This is a genomic window from Maribellus maritimus (genome assembly GCF_022267315.1).
GTDB lineage: Bacteria > Bacteroidota > Bacteroidia > Bacteroidales > Prolixibacteraceae > Draconibacterium > Draconibacterium maritimum.
The window spans coordinates 112,783-133,990 of the sequence record NZ_JAIKLE010000022.1 but is presented as its reverse complement, the minus strand read 5'-3'; the positions used below and the strand labels follow the sequence as shown (position 1 = coordinate 133,990).

16 protein-coding genes are annotated in these 21,208 nt (G+C 37.7%); 11 read left to right on the top strand and 5 right to left on the bottom strand.

Annotated features, from left to right (window positions below; all coding sequences use genetic code 11):
• Window positions 1-213: 213 nt before the first annotated feature.
• Entirely contained in the window at window positions 214-780 is a 567-nt protein-coding gene (locus K5G00_RS18800; protein WP_238767733.1) for a hypothetical protein, read from the top strand.
• Window positions 781-901: 121 nt separating this feature from the next.
• Window positions 902-1,720: a DUF3667 domain-containing protein gene (locus tag K5G00_RS18795; RefSeq protein ID WP_238767732.1), complete on the top strand. Its 819-nt coding sequence runs from the start codon at window positions 902-904 to the stop codon at window positions 1,718-1,720.
• 155 nt (window positions 1,721-1,875) lie between these two features.
• Here K5G00_RS18795 and K5G00_RS18790 read toward each other — a convergent pair whose 3' ends face one another.
• Window positions 1,876-2,697 (bottom strand): exodeoxyribonuclease III, encoded by an 822-nt coding sequence (locus K5G00_RS18790; protein ID WP_238767731.1) that lies wholly within the window; start codon window positions 2,695-2,697, stop codon window positions 1,876-1,878.
• 121 nt (window positions 2,698-2,818) lie between these two features.
• Between K5G00_RS18790 and K5G00_RS18785 the strand changes: the two genes are divergently transcribed.
• A complete protein-coding gene (locus K5G00_RS18785) occupies window positions 2,819-6,304 on the top strand; it encodes a hypothetical protein (protein WP_238767730.1) in 3,486 nt (1,161 codons plus the stop codon).
• Window positions 6,305-6,373: 69 nt separating this feature from the next.
• Here K5G00_RS18785 and K5G00_RS18780 read toward each other — a convergent pair whose 3' ends face one another.
• From K5G00_RS18780 to K5G00_RS18765, 4 genes are all read right to left on the bottom strand, one after another.
• A complete protein-coding gene (locus K5G00_RS18780) occupies window positions 6,374-7,765 on the bottom strand; it encodes a sulfatase family protein (protein WP_238767729.1) in 1,392 nt (463 codons plus the stop codon).
• A 111-nt stretch (window positions 7,766-7,876) separates the two neighbouring features.
• The gene (locus K5G00_RS18775; protein WP_238767728.1) at window positions 7,877-8,341 is read right to left on the bottom strand and encodes a hypothetical protein; all 465 of its coding nucleotides are present in this window, start codon (window positions 8,339-8,341) and stop codon (window positions 7,877-7,879) included.
• Window positions 8,342-8,343: 2 nt separating this feature from the next.
• A complete protein-coding gene (locus K5G00_RS18770) occupies window positions 8,344-9,228 on the bottom strand; it encodes a carbon-nitrogen hydrolase (protein ID WP_262921390.1) in 885 nt (294 codons plus the stop codon).
• Window positions 9,225-10,271, bottom strand: coding sequence for an agmatine deiminase family protein (locus tag K5G00_RS18765; RefSeq protein WP_238767727.1), 1,047 nt, complete (start codon window positions 10,269-10,271; stop codon window positions 9,225-9,227). The genes K5G00_RS18770 and K5G00_RS18765 overlap by 4 nt, the downstream gene beginning before the upstream one ends.
• A gap of 141 nt (window positions 10,272-10,412) precedes the next feature.
• On the opposite strand from K5G00_RS18765, the gene K5G00_RS18760 reads away from it, so the two are divergent.
• The 8 genes from K5G00_RS18760 to K5G00_RS18725 all read left to right on the top strand — a co-directional run bounded on the left by K5G00_RS18760 (window position 10,413) and on the right by K5G00_RS18725 (window position 21,205).
• A complete protein-coding gene (locus tag K5G00_RS18760; protein WP_238767726.1) occupies window positions 10,413-11,063 on the top strand; it encodes an RNA polymerase sigma factor in 651 nt (216 codons plus the stop codon).
• A gap of 155 nt (window positions 11,064-11,218) precedes the next feature.
• Window positions 11,219-12,256 carry a FecR family protein gene (locus K5G00_RS18755; RefSeq protein ID WP_238767725.1) on the top strand — a complete coding sequence of 346 codons (1,038 nt, stop codon included), beginning with the start codon at window positions 11,219-11,221 and terminating at the stop codon, window positions 12,254-12,256.
• A gap of 94 nt (window positions 12,257-12,350) precedes the next feature.
• Window positions 12,351-15,734 carry a TonB-dependent receptor gene (locus K5G00_RS18750; RefSeq protein WP_238767724.1) on the top strand — a complete coding sequence of 1,128 codons (3,384 nt, stop codon included), beginning with the start codon at window positions 12,351-12,353 and terminating at the stop codon, window positions 15,732-15,734.
• Window positions 15,735-15,755: 21 nt separating this feature from the next.
• On the top strand, window positions 15,756-17,333 hold the full coding sequence (locus K5G00_RS18745; protein ID WP_238767723.1) for a RagB/SusD family nutrient uptake outer membrane protein: 1,578 nt from the start codon (window positions 15,756-15,758) through the stop codon (window positions 17,331-17,333).
• A gap of 181 nt (window positions 17,334-17,514) precedes the next feature.
• Complete coding sequence (locus K5G00_RS18740) at window positions 17,515-18,114, top strand: TetR/AcrR family transcriptional regulator (RefSeq protein WP_238767722.1); 600 nt, start codon at window positions 17,515-17,517, stop codon at window positions 18,112-18,114.
• A gap of 51 nt (window positions 18,115-18,165) precedes the next feature.
• Complete coding sequence (locus K5G00_RS18735; protein ID WP_238767721.1) at window positions 18,166-18,783, top strand: TetR/AcrR family transcriptional regulator; 618 nt, start codon at window positions 18,166-18,168, stop codon at window positions 18,781-18,783.
• A gap of 52 nt (window positions 18,784-18,835) precedes the next feature.
• Window positions 18,836-20,140, top strand: coding sequence for a TolC family protein (locus K5G00_RS18730; protein WP_238767720.1), 1,305 nt, complete (start codon window positions 18,836-18,838; stop codon window positions 20,138-20,140).
• A gap of 12 nt (window positions 20,141-20,152) precedes the next feature.
• The gene (locus K5G00_RS18725; RefSeq protein WP_238767719.1) at window positions 20,153-21,205 is read left to right on the top strand and encodes an efflux RND transporter periplasmic adaptor subunit; all 1,053 of its coding nucleotides are present in this window, start codon (window positions 20,153-20,155) and stop codon (window positions 21,203-21,205) included.
• Window positions 21,206-21,208 lie beyond the last annotated feature (3 nt).

Sequence of the window (21,208 nt, the reverse complement as noted above, 5' to 3'; positions counted from 1 at the left end):
ATCGTAGATATTTTGGCGAAGCAATATTTAATAGGTTGCTCGTGGCTTGTGTGAGTTACAAAAATACCTTTGGGTATAAATACGGATAATCATTTAATCTAAATTATCTGTTTGAATAGATTGGAACCTTATCATAAATGGATTGGCAATATACACGCAACTTTTTTAGTTGGTTTATCATCTGGACTCAATAAAAAATAAAACCTTCCAATTATGAAAATAAGTTTTTCAACGGCAATTTTGTTTGTTTTTGTTCTCTTAAGTTGCGAAAAAGGAGACGATTTGACTAATGGTTTAAGCAAAACACCACCTGAAATACAAGGTGCTGTAAATTATGATTTAAACGACGATTCTATCGATGATATCAAAGTAAAATACCAATGGTATACCTGGGATGGAATTAATAGTTCGGGAAACGGCATTTCAGGTTCTGTAGAACCTTTAAATGCAAGCTCAATACTTTTAAAGCGTAGTACTGAACCTTTGTTTTGTAAATTAAATGATACCATTCGATTTAGTACAAACGAGCCTTTTTACTGGGAAAAGTATTTAGAGCCGGACATCGTATCAATAACAAACTCATTTGTTAACGATTATTTTTGGCCCAGTGAATGGAGAGTTCATAGTGATATAACCGAACCGTATTATTTCGGAATCAAGATTGATAATAGCAGCCAGTTGGTAGGATGGGTACAAATAGAAATCGACAAATCAACGGGTGGCATTCAAGTTGTAAATAAAAACTTTTCAACAGAAGAGTTTATTGTGGCAGGCAAATAGAGAACGGGCTATTCAGAGGTTTAGAAATTATTATGTTCTTTATGTTAAGTGTTTTTTTAGATTACAGCCCTTTATTTTAAAAAAAATTACAATTTTGTAGGATGTATATACTTCCTTAAAAATGAATTGTAAAAACTGTAGTGCTGAATTGAATTCAACTAACAATTATTGTGGTCAATGTGGCGCAAAAATTATAAATGAACGAATTACGCTGAAATATTTAATATCAGGGGTGTTGTCGTCTTTTGGCTGGGATAATCGTTTTTGGGTAACATTCAGAGATTTACTGGTTAGACCCCAGTTTGTAATTCATAAATATTTGGAAGGGACCCGTAAAAAGCATACAAATCCGTTTACTTTTTTTGCAATTGTTATAACAATTTCGGTTTTGTTGAATAGCTTCTATTTTGATGAATTAATTGAGATGTCGTCTAATATAGCAACAATGAGTAAAACCGAGACAGAAACTGCTGCCAGGTCATTGCTGGATAAAGATATTCATGAAAACAATACAGGTGAAAACAGTTTGGAAAGGGTACAATTTATTGAAAACTTGAGCACTTTTTTGTACAAGAATTATTATTATTTTTCTTTTTTATTTCTTCCTCTTTATACTTACATCGCTTTTCTTGTTTTTAGAAAACCAAATAATTATGCAGAACATCTGGTTATAAATACTTATATACAAGGGCAGGTCGCTATTTTTGGGATGTTTCTTTTTTTAATAGCCATATTTGTTCGCAGAACAGAAACATATTTTTGGGGAACATTTTTACTAACCTTTAGTTATTATTCCTATGTCTATCAGAAAATCCGGAATTATAGCTTTAAACAATTGGTGGGTAGAATACTAAAGTTTTTTATGGTTTTGTTTATTTTGCTGTTACTGTTTGGGATATTAAGTTTTTTGGCTGGAATTATAATATCGTTGCTAAATTGAAAAGGAGTAATTTAGATTTCATAATATATTTCCATTGCAGATTTCCTCTGTTAGCTGCATTTTGTATTCTTCCAAACGAATAAAAAACGAGGAACCCTCTTTCCGTAAAATCTGGTCTTTGACTTTTGAACCGGATATGAAATGAAGCTTGTAATTTATTTCATTTCAATACCTACCGGGCAATGATCAGAACCCATTATTTCATTTAAAATAAATGCATCTTTTACTGAAGGGAGAAAAGTTTCGCTGACAAGAAAGTAATCGATTCTCCAGCCGACGTTTTTGCCACGGGCACCGGCACGGTAACTCCACCAAGAGTAGATGTCGGTTTTATCTGGATAGAAGTGCCTGAAGGTATCTGTAAGCCCTCCCTGGGTGTAACGATCCATGCCATTAATTTCCTCCTGCATGTAACCGGCTGATTTATTGTAGTTTGGTTTAGGTCTCGCCAAGTCGATCGGCTGATGGGCAACATTAAAATCGCCACAAACGATAACCGGTTTTGTTTGTTCCAGTTTTTTTAAATAGTCAAAAAATGCTTTATCCCATTGTTGTCTGTAATTCAGCCTTTTTAATTCACTTCCTGAATTTGGAACATATACCGTTACCAGATAAAAATTTTCGTATTCCAAACATAAAACACGGCCTTCCAAATCGTGCTCTGCAATGCCAATGTCTGGTGTAATATTTAACGGTTTGGTTTTTGTTAAAACGGCAACCCCCGAATAACCTTTTTTAACGGCTGAATTTGAATAAATATGATACTCTTTCAACGAGGATAATGTTGCTGCAACCTGTTCATCCTGAGCTTTGGTTTCCTGCAAACACAAAATATCAGGTTTCATTTGTTCCACACTTTCAGCGAAATTTTTATTGGCGACAGCCCGCACACCGTTTACATTCCAGGAAATAATTTTCATTTTTTCGTATTTATTGTCAACAATACTACAAAAAAATGGTATTTTATATTGAATCATTTGTAAATTTTTTTGATCCAAACCATCTCTTCATTGTTAAATATGAAGGTAAAAAAGACCGGTTTGTTTTTTTCTTTTTTGTATTTTTTAAATTTGAATATGATAAGTAAATTATTGGAAAATGGATAAAATAGAAAAGACAGCACACACAATCAAAAAGAGTAAACGAGACAGAAGGGATATGATCCAGTATATCAACCTTCAACTTGCTTCGCTGGGGCAGCCTTTTTTTTACGACGACTCTGATGCAGGAACTAAATATGCAAATTCAAAGTTTCAGGCCTTAACAGAAGGACTGATTAACAGTTTTAAGGAAAAATCGAGGCTTTTGGAAGGGCATCTTTCCCCCGTAGATACAAGAATTCAAAATTTTATTGACGATTACCTGAAGGAAATTCAGTTTGATAAGGATTTTCGCTTGCCTACTGATACGCTGGTTTTGAATCAAAAGGGAATGGCAAGAGAACTAAGTTTGCCTCCGAATGGCAAGGAATTTAAAAGCGATTTATTAAGTTCTTACCGTTTAAAACAGGGTGTTCTGAATAATCCTGCAAGCGACAAACGAACTACAAAGGGGACTTTTCATATTGTACGTGGCGGGTTACCTGTTCCTTTGGATAAAAAAGAAGTACCTAAGATTACTTTTGCGCATTTGTTACATGAAGCTTTGCATCCTTCGGACGATTTAATGTTATTGCCTTTTACCGCCAATCAGAATGAAAAGGCAAAAGTTATGGTTTCACTTTTGCTTCGCCCTGTGGTTTGTCCCGAGGTAAAGGGAGTCATCAGTGAGAAAAGTATGGAGATTCGTTTTTTTGCGCCAGGTACGCTTGTGAGTAATCTTGATTTTGTTGAGACTATTTTTGGAAATGCCGGCGACCATAATTTGGCCGTAAATGATGCTGCGCTTGATGTTGAACACTGGACCGGCCATACAGGATGCGTAATACTGGCTCCACAACTCACTAAATTAAAAAAGAAAGATGTTGGCCTGCCACATTATGATGACGCATCGGAACGTCAAAAGCAGGACGGCATGTGCTGGAAGGATAAAAACGAACTGTACAACGACGGAACAGCTTTTAAACTCACCTGTCGCAACGAGAAGGGAGTGGTTGTGACTTTAATAGCAGATAACTATTACGGTTATTCAAAAAAGGAGGTGAAAACTCAAATCAGTTATTCTGCAAACCTTTACGGATTGGTAGAGGAAGAGCATTCAGGAGGAGCTATTGCATTTCCACGCGGTAATATGAGCGACAAAGTATTTGGTTCCAACTTTACAAAAAAATTTGATGTACCCTACAAATTTGAGGAAGTTAAAAAGCTGTTGGCGGATAAAATTGATTTACAGGAAGGTAATTATGCCATTGACAAAAAATACAGCGATATTGTTTATATTCCTGAAAATGCAGATATCGATATTGAACAGACCAGTGTTTACTGGACACATAAAGACAAAGAATTTAGTCTGAAATTGTCGCCCCGGAAAGTGTATGTTCATCCAACAGGCCATAAGTTTCAGTTGGTAAAACACCCCACCGAACAAATGTGGCGAATCATCGATACGGCACCGGAAGGTATGTTTTGTCATAAACCAAGTACAGTCTCCGGAGGTGGAAAATCGGAAATTTCAAAGTCGATGCAAAATGCCATTAAGTATGGTTATTTTTATATTGAAAATCTGGAGGATGCGGAAAATAAGGTAGATGAAATAATCAATAAAGATTATTCCGACAGATGGAAAAATATTCGCCCCGATGCTGCTCCTTCAAGATCGTTTCTGAGCAAGGAACGAACATTAGGCTCGGCTGTTAAGTTGCTTACTCCTTCCGGGCAATACAGCGATAAATACAATAAATTTCTTTCAGAAATACCGGAGAATGTCCGTACACTGGCCTTGTTTGTAAAACGTCACTATCGAGGCAATGAGGAGAGGGGATTAAAGTGGAAAGAACTGTTTAACGTGGAAATCGTGAATGGTCGTCCGGGAAATGTTTTGCGCTATAAACATCAGCCTATTACGGCAAGCTATGTAAGAATCGGATTTAACCAGGAAGGCCGCTGGTATATCCATAAGTTGCGTTCTGATTTTGTCCCAAGTTTAAAAATTCAAACCGAAGATGATATTTCAGCTACTATAACTTTGCCGTCCAAACAGCTGAAGAATCTGAATAAAGAGTTTGGAAATCCAAGTCAGAAACTGGTGGCCAATTGTGAAAGTTATCTTTTTCAACGGCCTGATGAGGCAGTAATTCGTGGTTATGATAAGGAAGCAGAAAAGGAGATTGTGGATAACAATACTTTTCTTACCAATTACGAACCTCTGACAAAAGAAAATGCACAGGAACTTTTGGATGATGTGATTACTTTTGAAAAGTATACAAAGCCCGTTAAAGAGTTTATCAGAAAAGTTGCGCGGGGGAGCGGCGATTGTTATTTTGTTACTCCTTCACATCCGAGAATTGTGGATGGTGAGCCTACAAAAAATCCGCGTTATCTGCAACGAAATATATTTAAGGAAGAAACAATGGACAGCTATCTGGCCGAAGTTGGTGTAAGATTATTCAGAAAAATAAAACCACAAGACCCGGTTCATTGGCCTGTTAATGCGGTTCTTCCCGGAAGAAGAAATAATCCGGCCGATAAAGAAGGCGGCATTCGACCCTTGAGTGTTTACAATCCGATTCATTATCAGGAGTTGCCGGAATTGTTTATGGATTTTATTGCAAGCATTACCGGAAAATCACCTTCAACAACTGGAGCAGGTCTGGAGGGCGCGCTTACCAAAGGGCCTTTTAATATGCTGGTTCCAACCACCGATTTAAATAATGCACTTCTTTCGTATATTTTGACTGAATATCAGGGTTTTAGTAGCGCGGCCGGATATATCGGTTCCGAAAATCGTTTTGATCATGATATCAGTATTTTGGTTCCTGAAATTTGGGCGCGCCTGGTTCCTGAAGATCGTGATGCAAAAAAACTGATTGAAAACGAGTGTCTCGAAAAACTGGAAGATTTTGAATATGAGGGCAAAAAAGTTCTGGCCAGCCGTTTGGGGTACCGCATTACAAAAAACTTTGCGTTTCGCTGTATGAACCGTTTGTTTGATGAGCCGCTGGCTGTTTTTAACGAACGTATGCTAAAACCTGAATTACAGGGCATGGAAGAGTACGTGGACGGAATAAACAATATTACAGAAGCGATGCAACGTGCCGCACTGCCTTATTTTGAAGATGGAAGTGTAGAGGCTGCCATTCCGCCACTGAAAATATTATTGCATGTTATGGCTTACGGGCATTATGAAGGAAAGGATATCAATGAACCAGAACTGCGTAAGATGTTTGAACGCGATGAGGTGATAAAAACTGAGTGGTATAAAGAGCGCCTGAAAATCAAACAGGAAAAGGAGATTGCTTTTTACAAATTTCAGATTGAATATCTCGAAATATTTAAAGCAAACAAACAGAATAAATCCTTGGTTTTGGAAATGGACATTAATGGGCGTCTGAAAAAGGCAAAAGAGCTACTGGCTCATATTGAATCCAAACAGTACCTGAATGAACTGGTTGGAACAATTGGAGCAGATCCTTTATATAAAAAATAAACTGGAAAGTTTTTAATATAAAAGAGCCGTTCATAAAATTCAGAACGGCTCTTTTTGTTTGAGATCTTTTTATTCTGAATAAAACTTTGTTTTGTGCTGTTCGGCGAAACTCATCAGTTTTTCAGCGATATCGGGATGAGCTTCAATAACATTTGTTGTTTCATAAGGATCATTTTCCATGTCGAAAAGCGACAATTCAATTTTGGTCTGTTTGTATTTTCCTGCCATGCCGTCATTTGCTGCATAATCCAGCGTTCTGTAATCATGCGGGAGATGCATTTTCCATTTTCCATCGCCACTCATTATGGCCTGAAATTCTGAACCATTGGAGAAAGCATAATAGTTATGCGGGTTTGTTGCGTTTTCTTTTCCGGCAATCAGGTCCCACACATCACGGCCGTCAATTTCGGTTTCCGGCAACGACACATTGGCTAACTTACACAAGGTCGGTAAAAAATCGATGGTTAGAAATGTGTTCGTCGATTTTTGGTTTCCGGCTAATTCATCAGGGTATTTTACAATACATGCTGAACGTGTTCCTCCATCAAATGACGTTCCTTTGGCCTCGCGGAAAGGTGTGGTTCCTGCGTGATTCCCGTATGAAATCCACGGACCATTATCTGATGTGAAAATAACAATCGTATTTTCATCAATTCCGTTTTCTTTTAAAGCCGTATTTATTTGACCAACCGACCAGTCGAGTTCAAGTAAAACATCACCATATAACCCAACTCCCGATTTTCCTTCAAACTCAGGACTACAAAAAAGAGGCACATGCGCCATATTGTGCGGAACATACAACAGAAATGGTTCGTCTTTGTGCCGGTTTATAAAATCAACAGCATGTTCTGTATACCATTTTGTCAGCATTTTCTGGTCATCAAAATCAACATCTTCAATGGTTACTTTATTATTTTCCCAAAACTGAAGCGGGTAGCGTCCCCAGTATTCCGGATTTTCAGGATGATGTTTCCACATGTCGTTGGAATACATTAGTCCGCAACTTTCATCAAAACCACGGGCTGCAGGGCGGGTTTCCGCTTGGTCTCCACAATGCCACTTCCCAAAGACGGCTGTGCTGTAACCGGCTTTTTTAAATACTTCTGCAATGGTTGGGAAACTGGTTTCAAGCCCTCTTTCTTTAGGACCGTGTGCTCCAAACACTTTTGTTCTGCCCGGGTAGCATCCTGAAATTAAGGCTGAGCGTGATGCAGAGCAGATCGCCTGCGGAACATAAAAATTGGTAAACGTTATTCCTTCTTCTGCAAGTTTTTGCACGTTTGGTGTTTTAATTTTTTTCTGACCAAAAGGGGAAAAATCGGAATAACCTGAATCATCCAAAAAGATGATAACAATGTTTGGTTGTTTTTTTTCTTCCGGTTCTTTCGGTGAATTGTTACACGAGACGATCGAAAATAAGGTGATAATTGCCAGGGTAAATAAAAGTAGTTTTGGTTTCATGTTGGATTGTTAAAAGATTACTGAAAAATTCACTCAAAAATAGGGAAATTGATTGATTAAGCCTTTGCCAGGCAAAGAAATCTCACAAAGTAAAATAGCGGGGGACTTAGGTTAATCTTCAGAAAAGTCATCCGGATCTTTGTCAAAAGGCCCCACACCTGGAGGGTTAAATAAGCCCCAATCGTCTTTTATATAGTTCCATTTATCAAAGCTTTCCACCCATTCAATAAAAAGCAATCTGTATTCCGCAATTAATTCTCTAACGATGTCGAAATACTGAACCTCTTCAAAGCCAAACATTTCCAGAGAATGATTTGAAACCATCAAGTCGCGGGCAGCTTTTCGTATTATGGCGGCGGCTTCCATTCTGATGTCGTAAAGATAACCACCTTCGGCACCTGCTACTTTGACGGTAAGCTGAGCAGCGTCGCTTAGCATATTTCCTTTTACAAATTGAAGGTGTTCATTGTCTTCCAGTATCAGTTCACTGATTTGGTGTACAACGTCAAAAATTTCTTTTCCTTTTTTGTATATGGGAAGATTTTCGGCTGGTCGTTCATGTCTTTCGTAATCCATATTTAGTCGCGGTAACGTTTTACAATTTCGTCATATTCATCAATCCTCCTGTCGCGCAGGAAAGGCCATATCCGACGAACATCTTCCGATCGTGATAAATCGATTTCAACCACTTCCGACTGTTCATATTCGGAAGAAAACTGGTAAATAATTTCTCCCTGAGGACCGGCAACAAACGAGTTTCCCCAAAATGTAATTCCATTTCCAATCCCTGAAGGATCGCCTTCGTACCCTGTTCGGTTTACACCGATAACGGGCAAGCCATTGGCAACAGCATGTCCTCGTTGCGAAATCATCCAGGCTCCCAGCTGTCTTGCTTTTTCTTCTTGTGTATCCGATGGTTCCCAACCAATTGCTGTGGGATAAATCAGAATTTCTGCACCTGCCAAAGCCATCAAACGTGCGGCTTCCGGATACCACTGATCCCAGCAAATGAGTACGCCCAGATTTCCCAGTGATGTTTTAACCGGATTAAAGCCGAGATCGCCGGGAGTAAAGTAGAATTTTTCATAATACGAAGGGTCATCAGGAATATGCATCTTCCTGTAAATACCGGCAACTGAACCATCTTTTTCAAATACCACAGCGGTGTTATGATACAGTCCGGCAGCCCGTTTTTCAAAGAGTGAAGTAACCAAAACAACTCCGGTTTCTTTGGCTACTTTTGAAAAGGTTTCGGTGGCGGGGCCTGGAATCGTCTCGGCAAGGTCAAACATATCAGTATCTTCCGTTTGGCAAAAATAAAGACTGCTGTGTAATTCCTGCAATATAACAAGTTCAGCACCCTGCGATGCACATATTTTTATTTCTTCAACACTTTTAGCAATGTTCTCACTTTTGTTCCCGGTACATTTTTGTTGTACCAATCCGGCTTTTATTTTTTTCATTTTAAAAAATTTTCTTTGTTCAGTTTTACCGGCTCAGGGTATTGCATCGTTATACAATGTAGCGAGCCGTGCTGTTCAATTAACACGCTGCAATTTAATGGTATTATTTCTCTTTGAGGAAAACATTTTTTTAATCTTTCCACAGCAATTTCGTCCTCCTCAACACCGTATACCGGAAGCAGAACAGCATTGTTTATAACGGTAAAGTTGGCGTAGGTTGCAGGCAAACGGTTTCCCTCGCTATCATAACAGGCACCCGGCATGGGCAGTTCAATCAAATCGTAAGACTTTCCGTTGGGCCGGGTGAATTGTTGCAGTTCATTTTTCATCTTTTGTAATGCTTCAAAATGCTCATCGTCCGGATTGTTACATCCAGCATAGGCAATTGTATTTTCATTGCAAAAACGTGCCAGCGTGTCGATGTGTGAATCAGTATCATCTCCGGCCAGATAACCGTGATTTAACCATAAAATCCGGTTGGCACCGAAATTTTTTTTCAGAATATTTTCAATTTCCTTTTGTGTGAATTGTTCGTTCCGGTTTTTTGAAAGCAGACATTCGGAAGTGGTAAGAATTGTTCCTTTTCCATCGCTCTCAATGGAGCCACCTTCCAAAACAAAATCAAAACTTTGTAAACTACAATTTTCAAAAATTCCTTTTTTAAAGAGCTTTTTTGTAATTTGATTGTCAAGTCCAGCTTCAAATTTTTGAGCCCAGCCATTAAAAATATAGTCCTGTATAACAGTTTCATTGCCTTCAAAAACTGTGATGCCACTATGGTCACGGGCCCAGGTATCATTCGATTCTGCCTGAATAAAATATACATTTTCCGACTTGTCAAAATACGATTTTACACGGATCACATCGTCGCATACCACCAGCACATCCTGAAATTTTGCTGCAGTTTTAATAATGTCGACAAAACAGGCGGAGACTTCATCCAGAAGATATTTCCAGTCGCTGTTTTTATGTGGAAAGGTGAGTTGTAAAAACGATTGTCTTTCCCATTCTGCCGGTAGTCTTTTTCTATTTTTTTTCTCCATTTATTTTTTATAAATACACAAGATAAATATTTGTCAAAATTATAATTTTAAAAAACGAAACATCAATAAAAGTTTACAGAAAAAGCATTCCCTTTTTATTATGATTTTTGTGTTTTTTTTAAACGGGAAAAGTTTTCATTTTTGCCATTCAGAATTAAATTTGCAGCTTTTTTTATCAAATCGAGTTTTATCAGACAGTTGAAAGTAGTTAAAACATATACCGAGGCCGAACTTATTTCAGGTATCAGGAAAGATAATCATGATTCTTTTCAGAAAATATTTGAACGCTACAGTCAGCCCTTATATCGTTTTTCGTTAAGCTATCTGAAATCAAAGGAGGCTGCTGAAGATGTTGTGCAGGAGGTTTTTACAAAGGTATGGGCCAACAGGAAGGAGTTAAAGACAAATACTTCCTTTCAGTCTTATATTTTTACCATTGCTTTCAATTCCGTTCGTAAATATTTTAATAAGCTGTCAAAAGTAAATGGTATCAAACACGAAATTTTATTGGAATTCTCAACCGATGTAACAAATTTTGACAACCGGAACAATTTTCAACTCTTACTGGATAAGCTGGATGAATTAATTGAAGAAATGCCTGACAAAAGGAAACAGGTTTTTATAAAAAAGAAAATAGAGGAGAAATCATTAAAAGAAATTGCTGAAGAACTTTCTATTACACCCAAAACGGTAGAATATCATATTACAGAAGCAATGAAATTCTTAAAAAAAGAATTTGAAGAGTTAAGCGTTAAAGGGCTCATATTCTTTTACTTATTCATAGATAAATAATTTTTTTGATTTTTTTTGTTTTTCTGACTGGGGATTTTCTGTTATTAGGGATATAACCAGTGTTTGAAAAACACATTGGTAGCAAAATGTAGATTTAGTTTAAATAAGGAAGGAAGTGTTATTTAAATTTAGCACTCCTTCTTTAATTCGAAAGGATGAAAGAGAATTTTGATTTACATATTTTAAAAAACTTTTCGAAAGGAAAATATTCCTACAACGATTATCTGAGCGTTAAGGAGTGGTTCGATAATGTAAAGGATTTTCCGGGATTTAAAGAAGAGTTGTCAGTTGAATGGGATGAGATAAACCGCAAAGAGTCTGATGAAGAGAAATCTCTTGACCATATTTTTGAAAAGATTCATTACAAGATTTTGCTTGAGGATAATAAAAAAGAAAGACGTTTTAATTTCTATAAATTTTACCGGCAGGCGGCGGCTATTTTGCTGATACCCGTTTTGGCCTTTTTACTTTACTATCTTGTTCGACCCGATAATAATATTCCGCTAAATTCAGGCTGGGTCGAAATTAATGCCCCGGAAGGAGCACGCGTTGAGTTTTTTCTTCCGGATAGTTCTTCAGGCTGGCTTAACAGCGGTTCAAAACTAAAATTTCCTGCGGTGTTTGAACAAAACAGAGAAGTTCAGTTGCAAGGCGAAGCTTACTTTGAAGTAAAGCACCTCGCAAGTTCTGATTTCACCGTGAATGTTCCTGATTTTGATGTTAAAGTTTTAGGTACAAAGTTTAATGTATTATCCTATGCTGCTGATGGCCAAACTGAAGTTGTTTTGGCTGAAGGGAAAGTGGAAATAAGTGGAAAAGCCGGAAAATTTAAGTATACAATGACACCTGGGAAACGGGCAATCTTTAATCGCGAAACAAGAATGTTGAACGTTGAAGAGGTTGAAGCGGAGAGGTTTTCAGCCTGGAAGGACGGATTTCTTGTAATTGATAACGAGTCGCTGGAACAGGTTTTATCAAGAATAGAAAGGTGGTATAATGCAAAGATTATTGTTGAAGATGAAACATTAAAAAGTTACCGTTTTAAAGCTACATTTAAAGATGAGCCTCTGGAAGAAGTTTTGCGGTTAATAGCGTTAACAACACCGATAAAATATAGCATCGACAAAAGAGAATTTGATGCAAATGGGATTTTAAAAAAGAAGATAGTACATATGACATTGAAAGATAATTAGATGCAAAAACAGGAAAATGGTACCAGCACTTTCCTGTCGACTTTGCAGAGCGAGATCAATTAATAATTTATTCACTCTATCAAATTGTAAATTTATGAAAAAATTTCTAAAACTAAAGGCGCCGGCGGGTTTTCAGCCTTCCGGGAACACTGCCTTTAAAAAAGGCATTAGAATGTTACGATTTACTGTTTTTTGTTTTTTCCTCGGCTTACTTCAGGTAGCAGCTGTGGAATCATATTCACAGGCAACAAGACTATCGTTAAAAATGCAGGGCGAAAGTCTGGAAAACGTTTTGAGTATGATCGAAGATGAATCAGAGTTTTTCTTCCTCTACAACAGGGATCTCATTGATGTTGATCAAAAAGTAAATATCAATGTAGAGAACAAAACTATTGAAGTAATACTCGATAATTTATTAAACGGGACAAATATCAGCTATGCGGTTTTTGATCGTCAGGTTGTACTTTCCAACAAAAAAGTCATTGACAATGTGGCAAAACAGCCGTCATCTGTATCAGGAAACGTAACTGATGATATGGGAGAGCCTCTTCCTGGAGTAACTGTTTTAGTGAAAGGAACAGCCAATGGGACAATAACAAATCTAGACGGAGATTATTCGATTTCTGATATTCCTGGCGATGCAACTCTCGTGTTTTCCTTTGTAGGAATGGTCACTCAGGAAGTTTCGGTTGACAATCAATCTGAGATTAATATTACGATGCGTACTGATGCAATTGGCATCGAGGAAGTTGTTGCCATTGGTTATGGTGTTCAGCGGAAATCAGATGTTACAGGTTCAGTAGGTGTGGTAAATGCAGAGGATATTTTGGAAAAACCTTCGTTTAACGCGCTTCAGGGCATGAAAGGTAAAGTTGCAGGGGTTAACATCTTTTCTAATTCCGGCTCGCCAACAGGAAGCACAAGAGTTATTATCCGCGGTGTAAACTCAATTGAAACAGACACTGATCCACTTTATGTTGTTGATGGTGTTGTAATGGAAGATTTTCACCTTGTTAACCCAAACGATATCGAACGTATTGAGGTGTTGAAAGACGCTTCTTCAGCAGCTATTTATGGTGCAAGAGGTGCGAATGGTGTTATCCTTGTTACTACAAAAAGAGGTGCCAAAAACGGCGAAGTTGTTGTTAGTTACGATGGTTATGTAAGTGTTGGTAAAATTCGTGAAAAAATGGATTTGCTGAATGCTGAAGAATGGTTGGAAGTAATTAAAAGAGGGTATGAAAACGCTCCAAAGTACCGAGACTATGAATTGGGAAGCGAACCAACTATCGATTTTACTGACCCGAATTTGTTTGACGCCAATGGAAATCCTTTGTATGATACCGATTGGCAGGATGAAGCAACCAGAGTTGCCGTTTCTCACAATCATCAGTTTAGCGTTCAGCAGGGAAATGAAAAATCATCGGTAGGCGCTTTTCTCAATTATTCGGATAATCAGGGAATTATGCTGAATTCCTGGATGAAACGTGTAAATGCAAAAATTGCTTACGACGCGCAACCGACAAAATGGCTCGACTTTGGTATCAACATGTTGGTTAACAAGGTTTGGGAAAATGAAATTGAGGAAGGCGGTGGTCACCAGATGCCACGTCGTTCAATGATTGAGATGGTTCCGATTATGCCTGTTAAATTTCCGGATGGAAGTTGGAGTAGCAGTTCAAGTACCAGCAACTTTGGTTTGGAAGGAATGGCCAACCCTGTTCACGTGTTAAAAACACAGGAACGTTTGAGAAATCGTACTCAATTTTTTGGAAATACGTTCCTGAATTTTCACATTCTTCCAGGATTGGATTTGAAAACACAGTTTGGTATTGATAATCATGTCCGCCAGAACAAAGAATACAGTCCCAAAGATTTGTTGAATATTTCTTATCCAAATGCATGGGCGAATGTAAACGACTACGAAACCATGTATTGGCAGGAAGAAACTTATCTTTCATACAACACAACAGTTGGTGATCACCGTATCAACTCGGTGCTTGGCTTAAGCTGGCAGGAACGCGTTTACCGTGAAAATACAATTAATGTATCGGGTTTTTCCGATGATTTTTTCAAGTATAATAACGTAGGTGCTGCAAGCGATCCAAGTGCACCTGGCTCATCTTACGAAAGATGGTCGATGAACTCGTATTTTTTCCGTTTTGGTTATTCATACAAAGACAAATATATGGCAACTGTTACCGCCAGAGCGGATGGTTCATCACGTTTTGGAGATAACAATAAATATGGTTTCTTCCCGTCTGCAGGTTTAGGTTGGGTTGCATCAAACGAAGAATTTATGAGTTCAGTATCCTGGATTGATTTCCTGAAACTGAGAGCCAGTTATGGTGTTACCGGAAGTACCGAGTTGGGAACATACCGTTCATTGGCAACTATTTCGGGTGGTACTGTATTGTTAAATAACGAAAGGGCGAACTACAATGTAGTAACCCGTTTGCCCAACCCAGATCTTGAATGGGAAAAAACTTCGCAATTTGATTTGGGAATGAATATTACTGCTTTCAACCAGAAAGTATCATTGGAAATTGATTATTATTACAAGCTTACGAGCGATTTATTGTTAGGGCGCCCGGTACCACATTCTACAGGATTCGAATCAGTAATGGATAATATTGGCTCGGTTTCCAACCAGGGTATCGATTTCTTACTAACAACAAGAAATGTTCAAAAAAGCAGTTTTAGTTGGGAGAGCACATTGAACATGAATTATAACAAAAACCGTATCGAAAAATTAGGTGAAAACGATGAAGATATTTTCCCTGGCCCATGGTGGGTTTCAGGAAGCCAGACGATTCTTCGTGTTGGTGAGTCATTGAGCTCATTTTACGGCTATCGCAGATTAGGTACCTGGGGCACTGATGAAGCTGAAGAAGCTGCTGCTGTTGGTGCTGTACCGGGGGTTGCAAAACGTACGGCTGAAAGAGAAATTATTGGTAAAGGTCTTCCTGATTTTACAGGTAGCTTTATCAACCGTTTTAATTATAAAAATTTCGACTTGGTTGTGGATCTCCAGTTTACACTGGGAGTTGATATAATGCAACAGTTCTTCCATTCAACAGAAGACAGGACTGGCTATGCCAATGGTCTTTCAACCATTTTATATGACGGGTGGACTGAAGAAAATCAAAACACAATGGTTCAGCAAATTCGTAATGCCTCATTAAATGGACAGAATTCAGAGGTTGATGATCACTGGGTTTGCGACGGTTCATTCCTGAGAGGAAACCTGATTTCGTTAGGTTACACTTTCGATGGTGGATTGTTAAAGGGAACAGGATTACGTTCTTGCAGAGTTTATGCAAACGTTGACAATCTTTTTGTAATTCACTCAAAAGATTTTAAAGGTTATGATCCTGAAGCTACATCGTGGGGCGGTGACCAGTGGGGACAGAATATTTTCTTCTTCCAGTATCCAAAACCAACGACAGTAACATTAGGTGTAAATGTTAAGTTTTAACCAGATTTAAACTGAAGAACAATGAAAAAGATATTAGCAATAGCAATGATATTTGGGGTGCTAACCTCATGCGATAAATTTCTTGAAGAAGAGCCGCGAAGCGAGATGAGTGTGGATCAGTTTTTTAGCTATCCCACACATGCTTACAACGCAGTAAATGTGCTTTACAGAACCGGGGCTCCTACTTTTTATGGCTCAGGTGTCTATGGAGGAAGCCGCGCCATGTTGGGAGGTTATATCTCAGGCTTATTCGACAATGAATATAAAGGACAGGAAGTTCATGTTCAACACTCCCAAAACCTTACTTTAAACGGTACCAATCTGGGAAGTTATTTTGATGGCGCATGGGACGATTGTTACCTGGCTATCTCCAGAGCAAACCTTGCAATTAATAATATTCCGGAAACTCCGGATTTAGAGGAGTCAGAAATAAAACTTTTGACTGCGCAGGCACGTTTTTTCAGAGCTTTTAACTACTACTATTTAGTAAAAACGTTTGGAGATGTTCCTTTGATTTTGGATGCCTATTCTTCGCTTGATAATTTGTATGTTGAACGTACACCAACTGCGCAGGTTTACGCACAAATTGTTGAAGATTTAAAATATGCAGTTGAAGAAGGTGGCCTTGCCGATGTGCCTATGACTGAAAATGGTTACCGCATTTCGAAAAGTACAGTTGCCGCACTTTTGGCTGATGTTTATTTGAATATGAGTGGTTATCCGTTACAGGAAGCACGTTACGCTGAAGCAGCAGCAATGGCAAGATCAATTATTAGCAGTGGAAATTATGCTCTTATTCAGAATGGTGCTACTGAAAACGAAAGCGCTTACAATGTGATGCGGGTTTCAGACAATGAAAGCGAATACCTTTATTCAATCGAATATGATGCAAGTATAGAAGATAATTATTGGCAACCAGCGATTTGTTATCCAAACAGCGCAACTTCGTGGGGAATTTTTGCCTATTCAATTACCAACAATGCATACCGTCCAACAAAAGAATTTTTGTGGATTTACGATGATGAAAAAGATTTGCGGGTTCAAAACAAACAGTATTTTCATAACAATTTAACTTATATGGATGGCGGAGTTGAAGTAACTAAAACCTTTGAAACTGCGCCTTATTTGTGGCATAACGATGAAGCACTTTTCGAAACCGGGAAAAATCCGAAGGATATCGTGGTATATCGTTACGCGGAAGTATTGCTGATTGCAGCAGAAGCTATCGCTCAAACAGAAGGTGTTACTGATGAAGCAATTGGTTACCTGGCCGATGTTCAGGCACGTGCTTACTGGCAAACCGATCGCAGTGAAATTGTTGCCGAACTCTCCGGCCTTTCGTTTGATGCATTTATCAAAGCAGTGTGGAAAGAAAGATTACGTGAACTGGCGCTTGAATACAAAATTTGGGCAGATGTACAACGTACCCGCCAGTATCCGGTTACCAATGAAAATACAAAAGGAGAAGTAACTTTTGTTGATGTAATCGGACATACTACGATTTGGGGTAAAACATTCGAAGAAAAACATTTGCTTTTCCCTATTTCTGAGAATGAAAGACAACGAAATCCGAATTTAGGTCAAAATGAGGGATATTAGGTAGTTGGAAAACTATTATCTGAAAGCATCGCCCATATCTGGGTGGTGCTTTTTTCTTTTATTAAAGAAAGAGAAATTTTGAATCTTGGGAAATATTTACCCATGTTTAATATTTAATATAAAAACAAAAAAACTCTGAAGGTTTATATAGTTTTCTGCTATATTTGTCCAAAATTTAGTAATGGAATTACGCGAAAGAATAATTGAGGAGGCTACAAAACAATTTTTCCAGTATGGGATAAGAAATGTTACAATGGATGATATTGCTGTTTCATTGGGAATGTCAAAAAGAACAGTATACGAAACATTTAAAGATAAAGGAACGCTTGTTGAAACATGCATTAATAATTTAACCATAAGAGAAGATAAAAAGGTGGCCCGTGTAGTTAGTGAGTCGGCTAATGTTATTGAGGCTATTTTTGTTTTTATGCGGGAAGGTACAAAAGCTATGAATGCAATTAACCCTGTATTTTTTAAAGATTTGGAAAAGCTATACCCCAGGCTTTGGAAAAGAGTTGATACGGAGACGAAAGCAAAGAGGCTAAATTTATCTGCACGTTTTTTAGAGAAGGGAATAAAGGAAGGATTTTTCAGAAATGACTTAAACATCGAAATCGTTTCTAAATTGTTTCATGAGCAAATGAGTCTTTTAATTGACGAAACAATCTTTCCGCGGGATAAATACAATCATAGCGAGATTTTTCAAAATATGATCATCAATTTCACACGTGGTATTTCTACTTCAAATGGCATTCAGATTATTGATAAAATACTGGAATAAAATTTTTTACGAAATAAAAAACTAAGGATATCTTTTAAGTTTTTCTGGTTTATGATAGACGAAAATAAAATAGTTGAAAAATCCTCAGAACTATATATAAAATATGGGATAAAAAGTGTTAGTGTAGACGACGTTGCATTTGTACTCGGAATTTCAAAAAAAACATTATATGAACATATCGAAAATAAAAATGCACTAATCCAAAAAGTAGTTGAGACTAATTTGTGCAATTTCTTTGACGACATGTTATCAAAAATTGAACAAGAAGAAGATGTGTTTAAATGTCTATGTACTATCGCTTTATATACGTTGAAGATGGTGAATAGAACAAATCCGTCTTATGTGCACGACCTAAAAAAATACCACAATTCTGAGTATCGGAAAATAATTGAGTTTAGGGATAACAAACTTTTTAAAACGTTTGAAAATTGTCTTGAAAAAGGAATTCGGGAAGGCCTGATTATAGGGGATACAGATATTCGCTGTGCTTTTTTTAATCAAATGCTAAAGGTTTCTATTCTTAACTCCGAGTCGGATTTCGATTATGTTGGTTCTCCCTCAGTTCAGAAAATGTACAAAATGATTTTAAATGACATTCGCGGGATTACCACGATAAAAGGGCATAAGATTTTTGAACAGAATTACGAAATACTTCTCCATTTGAAATAGAAAACCAAAAAATAGTTATCCAAAAGTTGACAAACAATTAAAATTAGTTTTTATGAAACGAAAACAGATTACTTTCTTCATTCTTGGGCTTTTACTTTTTCACGGGGTTTGCGCCCAGGAAAAGTTATCGCTTGATATTGAAGCTGCCAAAGAGTATGCTTTGAATTTTAATAAAACGGTTAAAAACTCGGGGCTTTCTGTTGTGCAATCGCAGGAACAGCTGCGGGAAGCCATCGCCACCGGATTACCACAGGTTAATGCAACAACTGATTATTCAAACTCGCTGGGTGCAGAAATTAGCATTCAGTTTGACGAAAATGCTCCTGCATCGAAAATCCCGATTAAACCAACCAGCAACTTTAATTTGCAGGTTGGTCAGTTGATTTTTAACGGAAGTTACATTGTTGGTATTCAAACAGCAAAATTATACCAGAAAATGACGGAAAAAAATCTGGAAAAAACGGAACAGGATATTGTTAGCCAGGTGGTTGAGAGTTATTATTTGGTGCTGGTTTCCGGGGAGTCATTAAAAATACTGGAAGCCAATATGAAAAATCTTCGGGAAATTTACAAAAAAACTGCACCCATGGTTTCTGTGGGAATGATGGAAAAGGTAGAGCTCGACCAGCTATCTGTTCAGGTGAACTCATTAAGCAACGCTTTAAAATCAGCCGAGCGCCAGTATGAAATGACACAAAATATGTTGCGCCTCCAATTGGGAGTTTCCGCAGAAACAGAACTGGAACTCACTGAAAAGCTTGAAGAGATTATGAACGACGCCAATACAAACCAGCCAGTGGAAGGCTCTTTTGATATTGTTCAAAATATCGATTATCAATTGATGAATGTGCAGGAAAATATGTCGGAAAAACAGGTTGATTTGCAAAAAGCTGCTTATTTGCCAACCGTATCCGGCTATTACAATTACACCTACAAAATCCTGAAACCTGCATTTGATATGTCGCCGCCGCACATGGTTGGTTTACAAATGAATATTCCTGTTTTTTCAAGTGGAGAGAGAAGAGCAAAAGTGCGCCAGGCAAGAATTGATCTTGAAACGGCCAAAAATAACAAGGCGATGCTTGAAGATCAATTATCGATTCAGTACAAACAGTTGAAATTTAATTTTTTAAGCGCAATAGAAAGTTTTGAAACGCAGAAAAAGAATGTAGAGGTTTCACGTGAAGTTTATAAAAGCTTAAAAACCAAATATGAACAAGGTGTTATTTCCAGTCTTGAACTCACAACCGCAGATAATAATTACCTGAATGCGGAGTCGGATTACCTTACTTCGATGCTGGAAGTTTTAAGAGCACAAAATGAGTTAAATACGCTAACAGGAATAGTAAACAATTAAAAAACTATAATAATGAGACGATTAAACATTTATACATTTATGCTTTTTATGTTGCCGGCAGTTTTATTTTCCTGCACAGAAAAGCCTGCAGAAAATACCGCGGAAGGGGTTCAAAAAGCAAAAAAGGAAGTTGTGCGGGAAACAATACTTACCGAAGAAGAAATTTCCCGTTCAATTGAATACAGCTCAACATTCGAACCTTTTGAAGAAGTGCATCTGGCACCTGCTTCGCCCGGGAAAATAGAATCAATTCCGGTTGAAATAGGGGATAAGGTGAGTAAAGATCAGGTGTTGATTAAAATGGATGACACTCAGTTACTTCAGTCAAAGATTCAAATGAATAACTTACAAACCGATTTTTCGCGATTGGATACACTGCGTAAAGTTGGAAGTATTGCCCAGCAACAGTACGACCAGATGGAAGCACAATACGAAGTTGCTCAAAAAAATGTGAAACATTTGGCCGATAATACAACCATTACAGCGCCTTTCTCCGGCGTTATTTCAGGCAAATATTTTGAAAATGGCGAAATGTATTCAGGATCTCCGATTGCCGCAGTTGGAAAGGCGGCGATTGTATCGTTGATTCAAATTAACAAATTGAAAGCAATTGTAAGTATTTCGGAAAAATATTTTCCAAATGTAAAAAAAGGGATGGAGGCAAAAATTAAAGTTGATGTCTACCCGGATATGGAGTTTAGTGGAAAAATATACCGAATTTATCCCACCATTAATCCGCAAAGCCGCTCTTTTGATGTTGAAGTAAGTATTGATAACTCAAAAAATTTACTTCGACCGGGGATGTTTAGCCGGATTTCAATTGATTTGGAAGAGACAAATGCACTTGTTTTGCCTGCTGTCGCTGTATTAAAAATGCAGGGATCCAATGTGCGTTACCTTTTTGTTAATGAAAACGGAAAAGCGAAACGTATTGAAGTTGAGTTGGGGAAACGATTTGATGATAAGGTTGAGGTTATTTCCAATGAATTAAAAATTGGTGATAAAGTAATTGTAAACGGCCAGGCACGACTTCTTGACGGAGTTGAGATAGAGGTGGTCAATTGATTT

What these genes read in the sequence shown, in the direction of transcription:
- K5G00_RS18785 (WP_238767730.1), top strand. Translation starts at nt 2,819, where the DNA reads ATGGATAAAATAGAAAAGACAGCACACACAATCAAAAAGAGTAAACGA.
- K5G00_RS18725 (WP_238767719.1), top strand. Translation starts at nt 20,153, where the DNA reads ATGAGACGATTAAACATTTATACATTTATGCTTTTTATGTTGCCGGCA.
- K5G00_RS18775 (WP_238767728.1), bottom strand. Translation starts at nt 8,341, where the DNA reads ATGGATTACGAAAGACATGAACGACCAGCCGAAAATCTTCCCATATAC.
- K5G00_RS18730 (WP_238767720.1), top strand. Translation starts at nt 18,836, where the DNA reads ATGAAACGAAAACAGATTACTTTCTTCATTCTTGGGCTTTTACTTTTT.
- K5G00_RS18800 (WP_238767733.1), top strand. Translation starts at nt 214, where the DNA reads ATGAAAATAAGTTTTTCAACGGCAATTTTGTTTGTTTTTGTTCTCTTA.
- K5G00_RS18765 (WP_238767727.1), bottom strand. Translation starts at nt 10,271, where the DNA reads ATGGAGAAAAAAAATAGAAAAAGACTACCGGCAGAATGGGAAAGACAA.
- K5G00_RS18755 (WP_238767725.1), top strand. Translation starts at nt 11,219, where the DNA reads ATGAAAGAGAATTTTGATTTACATATTTTAAAAAACTTTTCGAAAGGA.
- K5G00_RS18795 (WP_238767732.1), top strand. Translation starts at nt 902, where the DNA reads ATGAATTGTAAAAACTGTAGTGCTGAATTGAATTCAACTAACAATTAT.
- K5G00_RS18780 (WP_238767729.1), bottom strand. Translation starts at nt 7,765, where the DNA reads ATGAAACCAAAACTACTTTTATTTACCCTGGCAATTATCACCTTATTT.
- K5G00_RS18740 (WP_238767722.1), top strand. Translation starts at nt 17,515, where the DNA reads ATGGAATTACGCGAAAGAATAATTGAGGAGGCTACAAAACAATTTTTC.
- K5G00_RS18790 (WP_238767731.1), bottom strand. Translation starts at nt 2,697, where the DNA reads ATGATTCAATATAAAATACCATTTTTTTGTAGTATTGTTGACAATAAA.
- K5G00_RS18745 (WP_238767723.1), top strand. Translation starts at nt 15,756, where the DNA reads ATGAAAAAGATATTAGCAATAGCAATGATATTTGGGGTGCTAACCTCA.
- K5G00_RS18750 (WP_238767724.1), top strand. Translation starts at nt 12,351, where the DNA reads ATGAAAAAATTTCTAAAACTAAAGGCGCCGGCGGGTTTTCAGCCTTCC.
- K5G00_RS18770 (WP_262921390.1), bottom strand. Translation starts at nt 9,228, where the DNA reads ATGAAAAAAATAAAAGCCGGATTGGTACAACAAAAATGTACCGGGAAC.
- K5G00_RS18735 (WP_238767721.1), top strand. Translation starts at nt 18,166, where the DNA reads ATGATAGACGAAAATAAAATAGTTGAAAAATCCTCAGAACTATATATA.